The organism is Thauera aromatica K172 (assembly GCF_003030465.1).
Lineage (GTDB): Bacteria > Pseudomonadota > Gammaproteobacteria > Burkholderiales > Rhodocyclaceae > Thauera > Thauera aromatica.
On sequence record NZ_CP028339.1, the window covers coordinates 1694969 to 1712732 of the forward strand.

A 17764-nucleotide genomic window follows, 5' to 3' on the forward strand; every position below is an offset into this window, starting at 1 on the left:
AGGATGCGCATAGCCACCCAGGGCGAGGCTTCGTAGCCTGCACTCCCAGTGGCGTCACCCCCCGGTGCGCCCGAACCGGGAGTCCTCTTGAACACACCGACCGATCCCCCGCAACGCGATCGATGGGCGCGGCTGCGCTTCTCGATCATCGGCCCCTTGCTGGCCGCACCGCCCGCGCCGGGCGAGGTGCACGATGCGCTGGCCACGCTTGCCGCCCGCACCTGGCGCCATCCCATCAGCGCATTGGATGTACGCTTCGGGCTGTCGACGATCGAGCGCTGGTACTACGCCGCGCGCAGCGCCGCCGACCCGATCGCGGCGCTGCGCGACCGGCCACGCCCCCGGGGCCGCTTCGCGAGCCTGGCGCCGGGCGTCATCGACGCGCTGGTGCAGCAGTACCGCGAACACCCGGGCTGGACCGCGCAACTGCACCTGGACAATCTGCGCGTCGCGCTCAACGGCAGCGGACTATCCGTGCCGTCCTATCCGACGGTGCGTCGCTACCTCAAGGCCCGGGGGATGTTCCGTCAGGCGGCACCGAAGCGCACGAGCGTGGGCGCCGTGCTTGCCCGTGATCGGCTCGAGCAGCGCGAGGTGCGCAGCTTCGAGCTCGATCACGTGTCGGCGCTGTGGCATCTGGACTTCCACCACGGCGCGCGCCGCGTGCTCACCCGCGCGGGCACCTGGGAGAAGCCCTTCCTGCTGGGCATCGTGGACGACCGCTCACGCCTGGTCTGCCACCTGCAGTGGTACCTGGACGAGAGCGCGCAGAGCCTGGTCCATGGCCTGTCGCAGGCCTTCATGAAGCGCGGGCTGCCGCGCGCGCTGATGACCGACAACGGCGCGGCCATGCTCGCCGACGAGACGGTGTCGGGCTTGAGCCGGCTCGGGGTGCTGCACCAGACGACGCTGCCGTACTCGCCCTACCAGAACGCCAAACAGGAGTCCTTCTGGGGGCGCGTCGAGGGGCGGTTGATGCCCATGCTCGAGGGCGAGCCCGCGCTCACGCTGGAATTGCTCAATCAGGCGACCCAGGCCTGGGTCGAGCATGAGTATCACCGCACGCTGCACAGCGAGATCGGCGCGACACCGCTCGCACGCTATCTGGCCGGTCCCAACGTGCGCCGCGACTGTCCCACTCCCACGGTACTCGCCGACGCGTTCCGCATCGAGGTGCCACGACGCCAGCGGCGCGCCGACGGCACCGTGACCCTGCATGGGCGGCGCTTCGAGATCCCGTCGCGCTACCACGCGCTGGCCGTGGTGCACCTGCGCTATGCGCGCTGGGACCTGACCCGGGTCGATCTGGTCGATCCGCACACCGGCGCCGTGCTGTGCCCGATCACCCCACTCGACAAGTCGGCCAACGCCGAGCGCACGCGCCGGCCCCGCGCACCGACGGCGGTCGATCTGTCGCCGCTGCCGCCCTCGGGCATGGCGCCGCTGCTCACCCAGTTGCTCGCCGACTACGCCGCCACCGGCCTGCCGCCGGCCTATCTGCCTGCCCCCGCTTCCCCCACCGAACAGGATCTCGCATGAACACCAAACTGCTCGCCCTCTACGGGCTCAAGTGGCATCCCTTCACCACCGAGGTGCACACCGAGGCGATCCATGTGCCCGCGCGCCTCGAGCACTTCTGCTGGCGCATCGAGCAGGGCCTGATCGGCGAAGGGGGCTTTGCGATGATCCACGGTGACCCGGGCACCGGCAAAAGCGTGGCGCTGCGCCTGCTGGCCGAGCGCCTGGCCCGTATCCCCGATGTCACCGTCGGCGCGATCACGCACCCGCAGAGCAACCTTGCGGACTTCTATCGCGAGATGGGCGATCTCTTTGGCGTGCCGCTGCGCCCGCACAACCGCTGGGGCGGCTTCAAGGCGCTGCGCGAGGCGTGGTTCGCCCACCTGGAATCGACCCGGCGCCGCCCGGTGCTGCTCATCGACGAGGCCCAGGAGATGAGCCCGGCGGTGCTCTCGGAGTTGCGCCTGATGGCCAGCGCGAAGTTCGACTCGCAGTCGCTCCTGTGCGTGGTGCTCGCGGGCGATGCGCGCCTGCCCGAGAAGCTGCGCCGCGAGGAGCTCATCCCGCTGGGCTCGCGCATCCGCACCCGGCTCACCACCGAAGCGGCCAGTCGCGAGGACTTGCTCGCCTGCCTGCAGCATCTGGTGAGCGCGGCCGGCAACGCCAGCCTGATGAGCTCCACCCTCATGCACACGCTGTGCGATCACGCCGTCGGCAACTACCGCATCCTCACCACGATGGCCGCAGAGCTGCTCGCCGTGGCCGCACACCGCGACCTGCCTCAGCTCGACGAGAAGCTCTACCTCGACGTCTTTGCCCCACCCGAAACCGTCGCCCCGCGCCGGGCAGCGGCACGACGCTGACCGCCAACAGGAGACCCTCATGCACAACCCCTCCTCGAGCGCATCGCTGTCGTGGCCCCAACTGCCCGATGAGGTGGCTCTGGCCCTTCAGGGCGTACTCCACGACTTCGTCATCCTGTTCGAGTCCCACTACCTCGGCCAGATCGAACGCTACTACCGCGAGCGATCGCGCGCGCACCTCGCCCAGCCCGACTTCATCCAGCCTGACCTGTTCCGCTCGGCCAACCCGGACGACCCGCCGTTCTGAACCGCTCACCTTCAAGCAAAAACGCCGCCGGTCATCGTCACCGGGCGGCGTTTCCATCTGCCGATCGCCCTCTGCGGACCATCGCGATACGTGACCACCGGGACATCAAATCGGGTGATCACACTCACCTGGCGTAGCCCAAGGTCGGAGAGCTGTGCAGGGGGTGGCAGGGCGTGACACCCCCCACAGGCGCCACCAGAACGGCCCAGAAGCTTCGCAGTTCGGCGAGCCGACCATCAGGAAGGTTAGGTTGTGCAGGGCGACGAAAAACGGCGTTGATGCCCGCTCTGATACCCCGTGAACGAAAAATGCCATCCCGAAGGATGGCACTCTCGTTTGATGCTGGCTCCCCGACCTGGGCTCGAACCAGGGACCTACGGATTAACAGTCCGGCGCTCTACCGACTGAGCTATCGGGGAATTACCTTTTTGCAGCCTTTGCTGCGACTCGCTGTTCCTTGGAGAAACACCAAGTCCTGAAACTTGGCTCCCCGACCTGGGCTCGAACCAGGGACCTACGGATTAACAGTCCGGCGCTCTACCGACTGAGCTATCGGGGAACAGAGGCGCGCATTCTAGGAAAGAAATGCGCACCAGTCAAGGCGGGGCAGGGGAATTTCGGATTCACCGCCCTCGCCGGGATGAATCAGCTCTTCACCACCTGGGCGATCGCCTTCGCCACGTAGCCGATGTTCTTCGAGTTCAGTGCGGCGAGGCAGATGCGGCCGGTGGACACGGCATAGATGCCGAAGTCGGCCTTCAGCTTCTCGACCTGGGCGGCGGTCAGTCCGGTGTAGGAGAACATCCCGCGCTGCTTGACGACGAAGGAGAAGTCCTGCGCCACGCCTTCGGCCTTCAGCTGTTCGACGAGGCCGGTGCGCATCGCGCGGATGCGCTCGCGCATGCCGGCCAGTTCGTCTTCCCACATCTGGCGCAGTTCGGGCGAGTTCAGCACCGCGGCGACGACGGCGCCGCCGTGGGTGGGCGGGTTGGAATAGTTGGTGCGGACCACGCGCTTGACCTGCGACAGCACGCGGCCGGCTTCTTCCTTGCTGGCGGTGACGATCGACAGCGCGCCGACGCGCTCGCCGTAGAGCGAGAAGCTCTTAGAGAACGAGCTCGAAACGAAGAACTGCAGGCCGCTGGCGGAGAAGGCACGCACCGCGACGGCATCGGCGGCGATGCCATCGGCGAAGCCCTGGTAGGCCATGTCGAGGAAGGGGATCAGGCCGCGGCTGCGGCACACGGCGACGACTTCGTCCCACTGCGCGTCGGACAGGTCGGCGCCGGTGGGGTTGTGGCAGCAGGCGTGCAGCACGATGATCGAGCCGGGCTGCAGGCTGTCGAGCTTGGCATTCATCGCGGCGAAGTTCACACCGCGGGTGGCGGCGTCGTAGTAGGGGTAGTTCTCGACCGGGAAGCCGGCGGACTCGAACAGGGCGCGGTGGTTCTCCCAGCTCGGATCGGAAATGTAGACCGTGGCCCCGGGCAGCAGGCGCTTCAGGTAGTCGGCGCCGACCTTCAGCGCGCCGGTGCCGCCGAGCGCTTCGACGGTGACGACCTGGCCGCTGGTGGCGAGGGTAGAGTCCTTGCCGAACAGCAGGTTCTGCACTGCGCTGTTGTAGGCGCCGAGGCCTTCGATCGGCTGGTAGCCGCGCGGCGGCATGGCTTCGAGGCGGGCCTTTTCGGCGGCGCGCACTGCGGCCAGCAGCGGGATCTTGCCGTTGTCGTCGTAGTACACGCCGACGCCGAGATTGACTTTCTCGGCACGGGTGTCGGCGGCGAAAGCCTCGTTCAGGCCAAGGATCGGGTCACGGGGCGCCATCTCGACGGCGGCGAAGATCGAAGCAGACATGGAAACTCCAGTTGTTGCGGTTGTGCGGGCAGATCGGCCGCGGCCCGGGGGACGGCATGGCGTGCCTCGAACCGCGATTTGGGAAATAATCGACGCTTTGGCGTGTACGCCCCACCCGGGAGCGAAGCACTGAAAAAAAAACGGAAATTCTAGCATGACGCGTCGAGGCAAGAACGTGGGAGAGGGGGCGGCGGGAGGAAACCCGGGCGCAGCGGAAGGGGCGGTGGTGCTGGGCTTCGAAGGCAGCCCCTTCCGCCTGCACCAGCCCTTTGCGCCCGCCGGCGACCAGCCCGAGGCGATCCGCCTGCTGTGCGAGGGCGTCGAGGACGGCCTGCTGTTCCAGACGCTCCTCGGCGTCACCGGCTCGGGCAAGACCTACACCATGGCCAACGTCATCGCCCGCATGGGGCGGCCGGCGCTGGTGCTGGCACCGAACAAGACGCTGGCGGCGCAGCTCTACGCCGAGTTCAAGGAGTTCCTGCCCGAGAACGCGGTCGAGTACTTCGTCAGCTACTACGACTACTACCAGCCCGAGGCCTACGTGCCCTCGCGCGACCTCTTCATCGAGAAGGACTCGTCGATCAACGAGCACATCGAACAGATGCGGCTGTCGGCGACGAAGAGTCTGATGGAGCGCCGCGACGTGGTGATCGTCGCCACCGTGTCGTGCATCTACGGCATCGGCGACCCGGTCGATTACCACGCCATGATCCTGCACCTGCGCGAGGGAGAGCGCATGGCGCACCGCGACCTCATCCAGCGCCTGGTGGCGATGCAATACACCCGCGCCGACATCGACTTCCGCCGTGGCACCTTCCGCGTGCGCGGCGACGTCATCGACGTCTTTCCGGCGGAAAACGCCGAGCTCGCCGTGCGCATCGAGATGTTCGACGACGAGATCGAGCATCTGACCCTGTTCGACCCGCTCACCGGCCACCTCAAGCACAAGCTGGCGCGCTTCACCGTTTATCCGTCGAGCCACTACGTGACTCCGCGCGCGACCGTGCTGCAGGCGATCGAGGCGATCAAGGCGGAGTTGGCCGAGCGTGTCGCCTTCTTCCAGCGCGAGGGCAAGCTGGTGGAGGCGCAGCGCATCGAGCAGCGCACCCGCTTCGACCTCGAGATGCTGAACGAGATGGGCTTCTGCAAGGGCATCGAGAACTACTCGCGCCACCTGTCTGGCCGTGGTCCGGGCGAACCGCCGCCGACGCTGATCGACTACCTGCCGCCGGATGCGCTGCTGTTCGTCGATGAGTCGCACGTTGCCATCGGCCAGGTCGGCGGTATGTACAAGGGTGACCGCTCGCGCAAGGAGAACCTGGTCGGCTACGGCTTCCGCCTGCCTTCGGCGCTGGACAACCGGCCGCTCAAGTTCGACGAGTTCGAGCGCCTGATGCCGCAGACCATCTTCGTCTCTGCCACGCCGGCGGCCTACGAGGCGGAGCACCAGGGCCAGGTGGTGGAGCAGGTGGTGCGCCCGACCGGCCTCATCGATCCGATGGTGGAGGTGCGCCCGGCGCTGACCCAGGTGGACGACCTGCTCGGCGAGATCAAGAAGCGCCTCACGGTCAACGAGCGCGTGCTGGTCACGGTGCTGACCAAGCGCATGGCCGAGGACCTCACCGACTATCTCGCCGACAACGGCATCCGCGTGCGCTACCTGCATTCGGACATCGACACCGTGGAGCGGGTGGAGATCATCCGCGACCTGCGCCTGGGCGAGTTCGACGTGCTGGTGGGGATCAACCTGCTGCGCGAAGGCATCGATATCCCCGAAGTGTCGCTGGTGGCGATCCTGGATGCCGACAAGGAAGGCTTCCTGCGTTCCGCGCGCTCGCTGATCCAGACCATCGGTCGCGCCGCGCGCCACATCCACGGCACCGCCATCCTCTACGCTGACCGCGTCACCGATTCGATGAAGGCGGCGATCGGCGAGACCGAGCGCCGGCGCCAGAAGCAGATCGCCTTCAACGAGGCCAACGGTATCGTTCCGAAGACGGTCACCAAGCGGATCAAGGACATCATCGACGGAGTTTATGAAGCCGATGGTGCCAGGCGTGATGCCGCGCGTGTGGCTGAGAAGGGCAGCGACTACGCGGCGATGGACGAAAAGGCGCTGGCACGCGCGATCAAGCGGCTGGAGAAGGAGATGCAGGAGCACGCGCGCAACCTCGAATTCGAGAAGGCGGCCGCCGCGCGCGATGAACTGTTCAGGCTGCGTCAGCGCGCGTTCGGCGCTGACCAGCATGGCAGCGTCTGAGCGAGAAAGGAGGAGATGTTGAAAATTCTGTTCGTGTGTTCGGGAAACATTTGCAGATCGCCTACCGCCGAAGGCGTCGCCCGCCATCTGATCGAGGCCGCCGGCCTGGCGGGGAAGGTGACGGTCGATTCGGCGGGGACGCTCGATTATCACGTCGGCGAGGCGCCGGATCGGCGGACGCAGCGCGCAGCGGCGCAGCGCGGCTACGACTTGTCGGCACTCCGGGCGCGGGCGCTGGTGGCGGAGGACTTCGAATGCTTCGATCTGCTGCTGGGGATGGACCGCGGCCATCTCGGGAGAATGCAAGCCCTCTGTCCCGCGCCGTATCGATCGCGCCTGGGGCTGTTCATGCAGTTCGCGGTGGATTCGGGGTTCGCGGACGAAGTGCCGGACCCGTATCACGGCACTGCGGAGGACTTCGATCGCGTGCTCGACATGTGCGAATACGGTGCACGCCGGCTACTGGAGTCGGTCGCGCCGCACGCCTGAGCGTGCAGACCACGATGCCGGGTGTTGCGGTCCCCGGCGGAGCGTAAAAAGGCCGTCTCTTGCGAGACGGCCTTGCGCTGCCGGGAGCTTACTTGCGGGTTTCTACCTGCTGCAGCGGTTCATCGACGATGACCGCAGCGGTTCGCGGCTTGCGGCCGAGGCGCACCGGGGGTTCGACCGCGCCGCTGCCGAAGTGGACGCGCTTGGACGGGTCGGTTTCGATCTTGATCAGACCACCGTCGTCCGGCACCGAGATCGGCGCGCTCGGGGCGTGCTCCGGCCGGCTCGCCGCCGGCTCGGGGGCTGCGGCCGGTGCGGGCGCGTCCATCGGCGCTTCGACCGCCGCCGTTGCCGCGGGCTCGGGTTCGAGCGCGCCGCTGGCGGAGGGTGCTTCCGCTTCGAGGGGTTCGATGAGCAGCGGCGAAAGTGCTGCCGCCTCGGCCTCGGTGGCCGCTTCGGGCGTGATCGGGGCCTCCGCGGCCTCGGTGCTGGGGGCGGCGACCGCATCCGGCGAGGCTACTTCCGGCGTGACGACGCGGACCGGGGCCGGGGGCGCTTCGGTCGGCGCTTGCGGCGCAGGTTCGATGGTCACTGCGCCGGACACGGCGACCGGAAGTTCCGCCTCGGCCGGCACCGAATCGTCTGCTACCGCTGCCGTGCTGCGCTCCAACGGCTGGGGAGCCGCCGCGGTTTCGGCGGTGGCGGCCGCAGTGTCGATGACCGTGGCGTCGATGGCCGGCGCCGCAGCGACGACGGGGGCGCCTTCGCTCGGGGCGGAGGCGGTCACGGCGTCCTCGTCCGCCTCGGGGGCCGGAGCCGGCGTGCTTTCTTCACCCTGAGCTTCGGTGCCGCCCTCGCCGAAGCCCGCTGCGTTGGCTTGCGCTTCACCGCTACGGCGACCGCGACCACGGCCGCGACGGCGGCGTTTCTCGGTCGGCGCGCCTTCTTCCGTGGCGATTTCGGCGCTCGGCGTCGCAGTGGCGGCCGCTTCCGGGGCGAGCGCCTCGGCAGTGGCTGCGGCCGCGAGGACGCTTGTCGTCTGCGCGGTCAGGCGGTCGTCGTCGGCGACGGTGGCACGGGGCTCGGCAGCCTTTTCGTTGCGCTCGAGCGCTTCTTCTTCGCGGTTGGCGCGCGGGCCGCGACCGCGGCGGCCGCCTTCGGCGCGTTCGGTTTTTTCCGTGCGCTCGGCGCGTTCACTGCGTTCCGCGCGCTCGGGCCGTTCCACGGGAGCCGCGCCGCGCTGTGCACGCTCGGCGCCTTCGCTGCGCTCGGTGCGGGGGCTGCGCCCGCCCTGGGGGTCGCCATCGCGTTCGCTGCGGCGGCCACGGTTGCCGTTGCCGCGGCGGCCTTCGCTACTGCGCTCGCTGCGGCCGCGGCTCTCCCGCTTCGGTGCAGCTTCGGCCACGGCAGCCGGTGCTGGCGGCGGCGCCTCGGCCTTCTTGCCGGTGAACAGGCTGATGATGCGGGCGAACAAGCCCTTCGACGGGGGCTGGGGTGCCGCTGCGGGAGCCGTCTCGGCCGGCGCGGCGGCCGCGATCGGTGCCGGCTGGGAGGGGGCGATGCCCTTGACCGCGGCTTCCTGCCGCGGCGGGCGTTCGTTGGCCTTCGACGGCAGGCGTTGCTGCTCTTCGTCCGGTTTCTGCACCATCTGGTAGCTGGCCAGGGCGATGTCTTCGGCGTTGAGCTGGTCGTGGCGCAGGCGGATGATCTCGTGCGCCGGCGTTTCCAGGTGGCGGTTCGGGACGATGATCAGCTGCACCTTGTGGCGCATTTCGATGCGGGCGATGTCGACGCGCTTTTCGTTGAGGAGGAAGGTGGCGACATCGACCGGCACCTGCAGGTGCACCGCGCCGGTATTTTCCTTCATCGCCTCTTCTTCGAGGATGCGCACGATGTGCAGCGCCGACGATTCGGTGCTGCGGATGTGGCCGGTGCCGTTGCAGCGCGGGCAGGTGATGTAGCTGGTTTCGGCGAGCGCCGGACGCAGGCGCTGGCGGGAGAGCTCGAGCAGGCCGAAGCGGCTGATCTTGCCGGTCTGCACGCGGGCGCGGTCGTGACGCAGGGCGTCGCGCAGGCGGCTTTCGACTTCGCGCTGGTTCTTCGCCGACTCCATGTCGATGAAGTCGATCACGATCAGGCCGCCGAGGTCGCGCAGGCGCAGCTGGCGGGCGAGCTCGTCGGCGGCTTCGAGGTTGGTGCGCAGCGCGGTTTCCTCGATGTCGGCGCCCTTGGTGGCGCGGCCCGAGTTGACGTCGACCGACACCAGCGCCTCGGTGTGGTCGATCACCACCGCGCCGCCCGAGGGCAGGTTCACCTGGCGCGAATAGGCCGATTCGATCTGGTGCTCGATCTGGAAGCGCGAGAACAGCGGCACGTCGTCGCTGTAGCGCTTCACCCGGGAGACGTTCGCAGGCATGACGTGGGCCATGAACTGGCACGCCTGGTCGAAGATGTCGTCGGTGTCGATCAGGATCTCGCCGATGTCGGGCTGGAAGTAGTCGCGGATCGCGCGGATCACCAGACTGCCTTCCTGGTAGATCAGGAACGCGCCGGACTGGCCCTGCGCCGCGCCTTCGATCGCGGTCCACAGCTGGAGCAGGTAGTTGAGGTCCCACTGCAGCTCTTCGGCGGAGCGGCCGATCGCCGCGGTGCGCGCGATCAGGCTCATCCCCGAGGGGACTTCGAGCTGGTCCATCGCCTCGCGCAGTTCGGCGCGCTCGTCGCCTTCGACGCGGCGCGACACGCCGCCGCCGCGCGGGTTGTTCGGCATCAGCACCAGGTAGCGGCCGGCGAGTGAGATGTAGGTGGTGAGCGCCGCGCCCTTGTTGCCGCGCTCGTCCTTTTCGACCTGGACAATGAGTTCCTGGCCTTCCCTCAGCGCTTCCTTGATCGAGGCCTTGCCGGCATCGACGCCGGGCTGGAAGTAGGCGCGCGAGATTTCCTTGAACGGCAGGAAGCCGTGGCGCTCGGCGCCGTAGTCGACGAAAGCCGCCTCGAGGCTGGGCTCGATGCGGGTGATGACGGCCTTGTAGATGTTGCTCTTGCGTTCTTCTTTTGCGGCCGATTCGATATCGAGATCGATCAGTTTCTGACCGTCCACGATTGCGACGCGCAGTTCTTCGGCCTGCGTCGCGTTGAAAAGCATGCGCTTCATTTGGATCGTTCTCCCGCGCAAAGCACACGGGCAGGACGAACGGCGCGCACCATCGCGCTTTCCGGGATCAGGAGCGACTGGACATGACTGCTGCTTTCATCCGGTGGGTTTGTCGGGCTGTGATGGGTCGGCTGGTCGATATTCTCTTGCTCCCGCCGGTTGTGGGCCTGGGCCGGAGCATTTGATCCTGCTGTGCGGTTTGTGCGTCAAAATCCAACCCGCGGGCTGGATGGGTATGTCGAAGTGGGACGGTTGCGTTACCATCGGCGCCTTTTCGGCCTTGGATGGCGGGCAACGATCGAGCCGGGAGCGCTCTTCAGGGCTCATTGCCAGCAGTCTGCGCACGCCTCCGATGCAGATGTTTCGACCTGCAGGGAAAATTAGACGCGTCGCACTTGGTTGGCAGCGACCGGGTCGATCGCCCGGAAGTATATTTCATGACGACGATTGAAGGCAAAGCGATCGCGGTTCGCCACGCGCGGATCGACGAGGAGGCTGCGGGGCAGCGCATCGACAACTACCTGTTGCGCATCGCCAAGGGGGTGCCGAAAAGTCACGTCTATCGCATCCTGCGCAGCGGTGAGGTGCGGGTCAATGGACGCCGGGTGCAGCAGACCTACCGCCTGGCGGAAGGGGACGAGGTGCGCATCCCGCCGATCCGGGTCGCCGAGCCGACACGCAGCGCGCCGGCGCCAGCGGGCAAGCCGCTGCCGGTGGTGTATGAGGACGACGCCCTGCTCGTTATCGACAAGCCTTCGGGCAAGGCCGTGCATGGCGGCAGCGGAGTGAGCTACGGCGTCATCGAGCAGTTGCGCGCGCAGCGCCCCGAGGTGCGCCTGCTCGAACTGGCGCATCGGCTCGACCGGGAAACTTCGGGTCTCCTGATCGTCGCCAAGAAGCGCTCCGCGCTGACCGCGCTGCACGACATGTTGCGCGAAGGCCGGGTGGAGAAGCGCTACCTGACCCTGGTGCCGGGGCGCTGGGCAAACCCGCTGCAGCACGTGAAGGCGCCGCTCTACAAATACCTGACCGCCGAGGGTGAGCGCAGGGTGCGGGTCAGCGATGAGGGCAAGCCGGCGCACAGCGTGATGCGGCTGGTCAAGCGCTGGGGCGGCTATAGCCTGCTCGAGGTGGAGCTGAAGACCGGGCGAACGCATCAGATCCGCGTCCATCTGGCGCATCTCGGCTTTCCGTTGTGCGGCGACGACAAATACGGCGATTTCGCCCTCAACAAGCGCCTCGAGGGCGAGGGGCTGAAGCGCATGTTCCTGCACGCGGCGCGGCTGAGCTTCCGCCATCCGCTGACGGGCGAGGCGCTCGCCTTCGAGTCGCCGCTGCCCACCGATCTGCAATCCTTCATCGAGCGGCTCGATGCCGCGGAGAAAAAACATGGCTGAGCGTTTCGATCTGATCGTCTTCGACTGGGATGGCACCCTGATGGATTCGGCCGCGGCGATCGTGCGCGCGATGCAGGCGGCAGCGTGCGACCTCGGTCTGCCCGCGCCGTCGGATGAGCGTGCGCGCTACGTCATCGGGCTGGGGCTGGGCGATGCGCTGCGCTATGCGGTGCCGGAACTGGCGGAAGCCGATTATCCGCGGATGGTCGAGCGCTACCGTCACCATTACCTGTCGCGGGACCACGAACTGGTGCTGTTCGAAGGCGTTGTCGACATGATCGCCACGCTGGCCGGGCGCGGGCGGATGCTCGGTGTGGCGACCGGCAAGAGCCGGGTCGGCCTCGATCGTGCGCTCGGCCACACCGGGCTCGGCGCCTATTTCCACAGCACGCGCTGTGCGGACGAGTGCTTTTCCAAGCCGCACCCGGCGATGCTCGAACAGATCATGGATGAACTGGGTGTGCGGCCCGAGCGCACGCTGATGGTCGGCGACACCACCCACGATCTGCAGATGGCGAAGAATGCCGGTACCGCCGCGCTCGCGGTCGGTTTCGGCGCCCATCCGGCGGCGGCGCTGGAGGCCGAGTCGCCGCTGGCCTGCGTGCATCGGCCGCACGAACTGGTGCGCTGGCTGTTCGAGCATGCCTGAGTGCGTGGACGCCCGAGCGAACGCGTTCGAGCCGGTGGTGCCGCGCGCGTGCCGATGCACGGAAGTGCCGCCGGCTCCGGCCGCGGAGGTCAGGCCAGGAGCAGGAACAGCGCCGGACGCTTGGCGAGCGCCGGGCGCGGCGCCTTCTTCCAGTCGCGGATGCTGCGGGTGAGGATGAGTTCGCTGGCGGTGTTGAGTTCGCAGGCGACGCACAGGCGGGTGTCGGGCCGAAGCAGCTTGAGCAGGGCGTCGAACATGCGTTCGTTGCGATATGGAGTCTCGATGAAAATCTGGGTGCGGCCGAGCTGGCGTGATTCGCTCTCGAGCGCGCGCAGGGCGGTGTCGCGCCCGGCTTCATCGACCGGCAGGTAGCCGTGAAAGGCGAAGCTCTGGCCGTTCAGCCCGGAGCCCATCAGCCCGAGCAGGATCGAGGAAGGGCCGACCAACGGCACGACACGAATCCCCAGCACGTGGGCGCGGGCGACCAGGCGGGCGCCGGGGTCGGCGACCGCCGGGCAGCCGGCGTCCGACATCAGGCCGAGGTCGGTGCCGTTCAGCGCGGGGGCGAGGAGGGCGTCGAGCAGAGCGGGGTCGGTGGCCTGCGGATCGGCAGGCAGCTCGCGGATGTCGGTTTCACGCAGCGGGTGCGGGTAGTCGAGCTGCTTCAGGTGGGTCCGCGCGGCGCGCGCCGTTTCGACCACGAAGTGGCGCAGGCCGGAGGCGATGGCCTGTGCCTGTGCGGGCAGGAACGCCGCCCAGGGCGCCTCGCCGAGGGCGACCGGGACGAGGTAGAGCGTTCCTCTCGGGGGCGCGGAGGCGGCGTCACTCATGGCAGCTCCAGGCCTTCGGCGCGCAGCATGCGGGCGAGGGCGATCAGCGGCAGGCCGATCAGCGCGGTGGGGTCGTCGCCGGGCATGGCTTCGAGAAGAGCGATTCCCAGTCCTTCCGATTTGGCGCTGCCGGCGCAGTCGAGCGGGCGTTCCTTGGCGACATAGCGGCGGATCTCGTCGTCGCTCAGCGAACGGAAGCGGGCCTGCGTCGGCACGCCTTCGACCTGCAGCCGGCCGCTGCGGGTGTTGAGTACGGCGAGGGCGGTATGGAAGGTCACCGTCTGTCCGCGCATGCGCTGCAACTGGACGATGGCGCGTTCTTCGGTGCCGGGCTTGCCGAAAATCTCGTTGCCGAGGCAGGCGACCTGGTCGCTGCCGATGATGAGGGCGTCGGGCCAGCGTGCGGCGACGGCGCGTGCCTTCTCGGCCGCCAGTCGCTCCGCGGTGGCGGCGGGGAGTTCGCCGGGCAGCGGTGTCTCGTCGGTTTCAGGGCGGTCGGTCGAGAACGGCAGCTGGAGCCGCTCGAGCAGCATCCGGCGGTAGGCGGAAGTCGAGGCGAGAACAAGATTCATGGGGGCGCAGTGCGAAGTGGAGCTGGAAAGGGAGCGGCAGACGGCGTCGAGCGGGAACGGCCGCCGTGTGGCGTTGCCGCGGATTGGCCCGGCCGGGCGGGGCGATGCGGGGTGGCTTTACACAAAGCTCGAAAAAATAATATCATGCACGGCTTATGTCGCAACAAGGCATCCCGTCGAGAGTGATCTCCGACCCTTTCAGGTTCGCCGCAGAAGAGCGCTCCATTCAGGGCGAAGTTGCTGTGGCCGATTTGCTGCGCCTGAGCGACGCTCTCGCCTCGAGCGAGGGAGGCGTGCTCTGGAAGCTGGAAGGGGCGCTCATCGAGGAAGGCGCTCGGCGCGAGCCGCGGCTGCGCCTGACCGCGAGCGGGCAACTCGATTTGTGTTGCCAGCGCTGTCTGGGCGGTCTGCCGTGGGTGCTCGGGCTCGACTCCCGCTTGCATCTGGTCAGGGCAGGGCAACCGATCCCGGAAGAGGAGCTCGAGAACGACGAGGTCGATGCGATCGAAGTCGAAGGCGAACTCGACGTGCTGGCGCTTCTCGAAGACGAGATCCTGCTGGCGCTGCCGGTCGCCCCGCGGCACGAAAATTGTGATGCGCCACGTCCCGTCGGCGGCGCGTCGAAAGAATCGCCTTTCGCTGCGCTGGCGTCGCTGCGAGGCAGTCCCAGCGCGAAATAGGCGCGATATTTAGTTTTAGGAGCGTTTCTCATGGCCGTTCAGCAGAACAAGAAATCCCCGTCCAAGCGTGGCATGCATCGTGCCCACGATTTCCTCACCGGCCCGGCGCTCGCCGTGGAACCGACCACCGGTGAAGTGCACCTGCGCCACCACATCAGCCCGAATGGCTTTTATCGCGGCAAGAAGGTCCTGAAGGTCAAGGGCGAGTAATCCTGCTGCCCGCACGCACGAGGGCGGCGCAGTGCGCTTTGCGCCTGCGCCGCTTTTTTTCCGACTTTTCCGACTGAATCACGCGAGATGCCGATGGGTGTCACCATTGCGGTCGATTGCATGGGTGGCGATCACGGCCCGGTCGTGACCGTGCCCGCTGCGCTGTCCTTTCTGCGCAGTCATCCTGACGCCAATGCGATCCTGGTGGGGCGGGAGGAGGCGATCCGACCCCTGCTCGGAGCGGTAGCGGCCGACTTCGGTTCGCGCCTGCGGCTGCAGCCCGCCTCCGAGGTTGTGGCGATGGACGATCCGCCCGCGATCGCCATGCGCACGAAGAAGGATTCCTCGATGCGGGTGGCGATCGACCTGGTCAAGGCGGGCACTGCCGATGCCGCCGTGTCGGCCGGGAACACCGGCGCGCTGATGGCGATTTCGCGCTTCGTGCTGAAGACGCTGGCGGGCATCGACCGGCCGGCGATCGCCACCATCCTCCCTTCGATGAAGGGCCACACCTACATGCTCGACCTCGGCGCCAACGTGGACTGCTCGGCCGAGCATCTTCTCCAGTTCGGCATCATGGGAGCGATGTTGGTGGCGGCCATCGAACACAAGGATCGCCCCAGCGTCGGTTTGCTGAACATCGGCGAGGAAGCGATCAAGGGCAACGACGTGGTCAAGGAGGCGGGCGAGCTGCTGCGCGGCAGCGGCCTGAACTTCCACGGCAACGTCGAGGGCAACGATATCTACGAGGGGACGGTCGATGTCGTCGTCTGCGACGGATTCGTCGGCAACGTGGCGCTGAAGACCTCGGAAGGGCTGGCCCAGATGCTGGGCGCCTTCCTCAAGGAAGAGTTCGGCCGCTCCCTGCCGGCCAAGCTGATGGGACTGATCGCGCTGCCGGTGCTCAAGCGCTTCAAGCGCCGGGTGGACCACCGGCTGTACAACGGTGCCCCGCTGCTCGGTTTGCGTGGCGTCGTTCTCAAAAGCCACGGCTCGGCCGATGCGCTCGCCTTTGCGAATGCGCTGTCGCGTGCAGCCGAGGCGGCATCCAACCGGCTCATCGAGCGCATTTCCGAGCGCATGGCGAGCATGAATGAGGTGAAGGCATGATCTACGCACGGATCGCCGGCACCGGCAGCTGTCTGCCGGGCAACCCGGTGAGCAACGAGGACTTGGTCGCGCGCGGCATCGACACGTCGGACGAGTGGATCGTCAGCCGCTCGGGAATCCGCAGCCGTTACCTCGCTGCTGCCGATGTCGGGGCGAGCGATCTGGCCCGTGCCGCCGCCGAGCGCGCAATCGAAGCCGCCGGCTGCGAGGCCGACGACATCGACTTGATCATCGTCGCCACATCGACGCCCGACTATATCTTTCCCAGTACCGCCGCCCTGGTGCAGTCCAAGCTCGGGATCCGCAACGGTGGCCCCGCGTTCGACGTGCAGGCCGTGTGTAGCGGCTTCGTCTATGCGCTGACGGTGGCGGAGAAGTTCATCCGCTCCGGTAGCCACACACGCGCCCTGGTGATCGGTGCCGAAGTGTTCTCGCGCATCCTCGACTGGTCGGACCGGGCCACCTGCGTGCTGTTCGGTGATGGCGCCGGGGCGGTCGTGCTTGAGGCTTCGGCGCAGCCGGGCATCTGCGCCAGCGCGCTGCACGCCGACGGCAGCCATCACCCGATCCTGTGCGTGCCCGGCGGCGTCGCATCCGGCCAGGTGATCGGTGACCCCTTCCTGCGCATGGACGGGCAGGCAGTGTTCAAATTCGCGGTCAAGGTGCTCGGTGACGTTGCCCTGGAAGTGCTGGAGCAGGCCGGGGCGCCGGCCGACAGCGTCGACTGGCTGATTCCCCATCAGGCCAACATCCGCATCATCCAGGCGACGGCCAGGCGCCTCGGCCTGCCGATGGAGCGCGTCGTCACCACGGTCGATCATCACGGCAACACCTCGGCGGCCTCGATCCCACTCGCGCTCGACGAGGCGGTGCGCAGCGGCCAGGTTCGCCGCGGCCAGCGTCTGGTGGTGGAAGGCGTCGGCGGCGGTTTCACCTGGGGCGCGGCCCTGATCGATTTCTGATTTCTCACCAGCATTTCTGACAAGCGGAGAGCAGGCATGGCATTTGCGCTGGTTTTTCCCGGCCAGGGGTCGCAGTCCGTCGGCATGATGTCCGGGTATGGGGATTCGACCGTGATTCGTGACACCTTCGCCGAGGCATCGGATGCGCTCGGCGAGGACCTGTGGGCGATGGTCTGCGACGGCCCGGCCGAGCGCCTGGCCCTGACCGTCAATACCCAGCCGCTGATGCTGACCGCGGGGGTGGCGACCTACCGCGCCTGGCTCGCCGCGGGCGGCGCGAAGCCGGCGATGGTCGCCGGTCATAGCCTGGGTGAATATTCGGCGCTGGTCGCGGCGGGGGCGATGGCGTTCAAGGACGCGGTGCCGCTGGTGCGTTTCCGCGCCCAGGCGATGCAGGAAGCGGTACCGGCGGGCGAGGGCGCGATGGCTGCGGTGATGGGCCTGGAAGCCGATGCGGTGCGCGAAGCCTGCGCGGAAGCGGCGCAGGGGGAGGTGGTCGAGGCCGCGAACCTGAACGCGCCCGGCCAGATCGTGATCGCCGGTGCCAAGGCCGCGGTCGAGCGTGCGAGCGAAATCGCCAAGGCCAAGGGCGCCAAGCGTGCCGTGCTGCTGCCGGTGTCCGCGCCCTTCCACTGTGCGCTGATGCGTCCGGCGGCCGAGCGCCTGGCTGGGCGTCTGGCCGGCGTGGCGATTTCGAAGCCGGAAATCGATGTCATCAACAACGCCGATGTCGCCATCTACGATGAGCCGGAGAAGATCCGCGACGCGCTGGTGCGCCAGGCCTTCTCGCCGGTGCGCTGGATCGAGCTGGTGCAGGCGATGGCCGCACGCGGCATGAGCCACGTCATCGAGTGCGGTCCGGGCAAGGTGCTGGCGGGGATGACCAAGCGTATCGCCAAGGACGTGGAAGGCGGCTCGGCGCACGATGCGGCGAGCCTGGAACAATCGATTGCGGCAACGAGGTAAGGG

General features: G+C 67.7%; 16 protein-coding genes and 2 tRNA genes. 12 read left to right on the plus strand and 6 right to left on the minus strand.

Going from position 1 to position 17764, the window contains the following annotated elements; all coding sequences use genetic code 11:
• Positions 1-87 precede the first annotated feature (87 nt).
• Genes Tharo_RS08010 through Tharo_RS08020 form a run of 3 tightly spaced genes read left to right on the plus strand, consistent with a single transcriptional unit; the run spans position 88 to position 2628 of the window.
• Positions 88-1539 carry a DDE-type integrase/transposase/recombinase gene (locus Tharo_RS08010; protein WP_107220706.1) on the plus strand — a complete coding sequence of 484 codons (1452 nt, stop codon included), beginning with the start codon at positions 88-90 and terminating at the stop codon, positions 1537-1539.
• Complete coding sequence (locus Tharo_RS08015; RefSeq protein ID WP_107220707.1) at positions 1536-2381, plus strand: ExeA family protein; 846 nt, start codon at positions 1536-1538, stop codon at positions 2379-2381. Before Tharo_RS08010 ends, Tharo_RS08015 begins: the two co-directional genes overlap by 4 nt.
• A gap of 19 nt (positions 2382-2400) precedes the next feature.
• On the plus strand, positions 2401-2628 hold the full coding sequence (locus Tharo_RS08020; RefSeq protein WP_107220708.1) for a hypothetical protein: 228 nt from the start codon (positions 2401-2403) through the stop codon (positions 2626-2628).
• A 343-nt stretch (positions 2629-2971) separates the two neighbouring features.
• On the opposite strand, the gene Tharo_RS08025 is transcribed toward Tharo_RS08020, so the two are convergent.
• The 3 genes from Tharo_RS08025 to Tharo_RS08035 all read right to left on the minus strand — a co-directional run bounded on the left by Tharo_RS08025 (position 2972) and on the right by Tharo_RS08035 (position 4482).
• Positions 2972-3047: transfer RNA gene (locus Tharo_RS08025), tRNA-Asn, on the minus strand.
• A gap of 64 nt (positions 3048-3111) precedes the next feature.
• Positions 3112-3187, minus strand: a tRNA-Asn gene (locus Tharo_RS08030).
• Between the two features lie 86 nt (positions 3188-3273).
• Positions 3274-4482 (minus strand): amino acid aminotransferase, encoded by a 1209-nt coding sequence (locus Tharo_RS08035; RefSeq protein ID WP_107220743.1) that lies wholly within the window; start codon positions 4480-4482, stop codon positions 3274-3276.
• A gap of 154 nt (positions 4483-4636) precedes the next feature.
• Here Tharo_RS08035 and uvrB point away from each other — a divergent pair, with 154 nt between their 5' ends.
• Both uvrB and Tharo_RS08045 read left to right on the plus strand, forming a co-directional pair.
• On the plus strand, positions 4637-6742 hold the full coding sequence (gene uvrB / locus Tharo_RS08040; RefSeq protein WP_245881032.1) for an excinuclease ABC subunit UvrB: 2106 nt from the start codon (positions 4637-4639) through the stop codon (positions 6740-6742).
• 15 nt (positions 6743-6757) lie between these two features.
• Entirely contained in the window at positions 6758-7231 is a 474-nt protein-coding gene (locus Tharo_RS08045; protein WP_107220744.1) for a low molecular weight protein-tyrosine-phosphatase, read from the plus strand.
• 88 nt (positions 7232-7319) lie between these two features.
• On the opposite strand, the gene Tharo_RS08050 is transcribed toward Tharo_RS08045, so the two are convergent.
• Positions 7320-10385: a ribonuclease E/G gene (locus Tharo_RS08050; RefSeq protein ID WP_107220745.1), complete on the minus strand. Its 3066-nt coding sequence runs from the start codon at positions 10383-10385 to the stop codon at positions 7320-7322.
• 437 nt (positions 10386-10822) lie between these two features.
• Between Tharo_RS08050 and Tharo_RS08060 the strand changes: the two genes are divergently transcribed.
• Together Tharo_RS08060 and Tharo_RS08065 are read left to right on the plus strand one after the other, a co-directional pair.
• On the plus strand, positions 10823-11782 hold the full coding sequence (locus tag Tharo_RS08060) for an RluA family pseudouridine synthase (protein WP_107220746.1): 960 nt from the start codon (positions 10823-10825) through the stop codon (positions 11780-11782).
• Entirely contained in the window at positions 11775-12431 is a 657-nt protein-coding gene (locus tag Tharo_RS08065) for an HAD-IA family hydrolase (RefSeq protein ID WP_107220747.1), read from the plus strand. The genes Tharo_RS08060 and Tharo_RS08065 overlap by 8 nt, the downstream gene beginning before the upstream one ends.
• A gap of 89 nt (positions 12432-12520) precedes the next feature.
• Here Tharo_RS08065 and Tharo_RS08070 read toward each other — a convergent pair whose 3' ends face one another.
• Both Tharo_RS08070 and Tharo_RS08075 read right to left on the minus strand, forming a co-directional pair.
• On the minus strand, positions 12521-13261 hold the full coding sequence (locus Tharo_RS08070) for an SAM-dependent methyltransferase (protein WP_107220748.1): 741 nt from the start codon (positions 13259-13261) through the stop codon (positions 12521-12523).
• A complete protein-coding gene (locus Tharo_RS08075; protein ID WP_107220749.1) occupies positions 13258-13833 on the minus strand; it encodes a Maf family protein in 576 nt (191 codons plus the stop codon). The genes Tharo_RS08070 and Tharo_RS08075 overlap by 4 nt, the downstream gene beginning before the upstream one ends.
• 155 nt (positions 13834-13988) lie before the next feature.
• On the opposite strand from Tharo_RS08075, the gene Tharo_RS08080 reads away from it, so the two are divergent.
• The 5 genes from Tharo_RS08080 (at position 13989) to fabD (ending at position 17761) form a co-directional block, all read left to right on the plus strand.
• Positions 13989-14513, plus strand: coding sequence for a YceD family protein (locus tag Tharo_RS08080; RefSeq protein ID WP_107220750.1), 525 nt, complete (start codon positions 13989-13991; stop codon positions 14511-14513).
• A 30-nt stretch (positions 14514-14543) separates the two neighbouring features.
• The gene (gene rpmF, locus Tharo_RS08085) at positions 14544-14723 is read left to right on the plus strand and encodes a 50S ribosomal protein L32 (RefSeq protein ID WP_075148623.1); all 180 of its coding nucleotides are present in this window, start codon (positions 14544-14546) and stop codon (positions 14721-14723) included.
• A 93-nt stretch (positions 14724-14816) separates the two neighbouring features.
• Positions 14817-15833, plus strand: coding sequence for a phosphate acyltransferase PlsX (gene plsX / locus Tharo_RS08090; protein ID WP_107222355.1), 1017 nt, complete (start codon positions 14817-14819; stop codon positions 15831-15833).
• A complete protein-coding gene (locus Tharo_RS08095; RefSeq protein WP_107220751.1) occupies positions 15830-16795 on the plus strand; it encodes a beta-ketoacyl-ACP synthase III in 966 nt (321 codons plus the stop codon). Before plsX ends, Tharo_RS08095 begins: the two co-directional genes overlap by 4 nt.
• Positions 16796-16831: 36 nt before the next feature.
• Entirely contained in the window at positions 16832-17761 is a 930-nt protein-coding gene (gene fabD, locus Tharo_RS08100) for an ACP S-malonyltransferase (protein ID WP_107220752.1), read from the plus strand.
• Positions 17762-17764 lie beyond the last annotated feature (3 nt).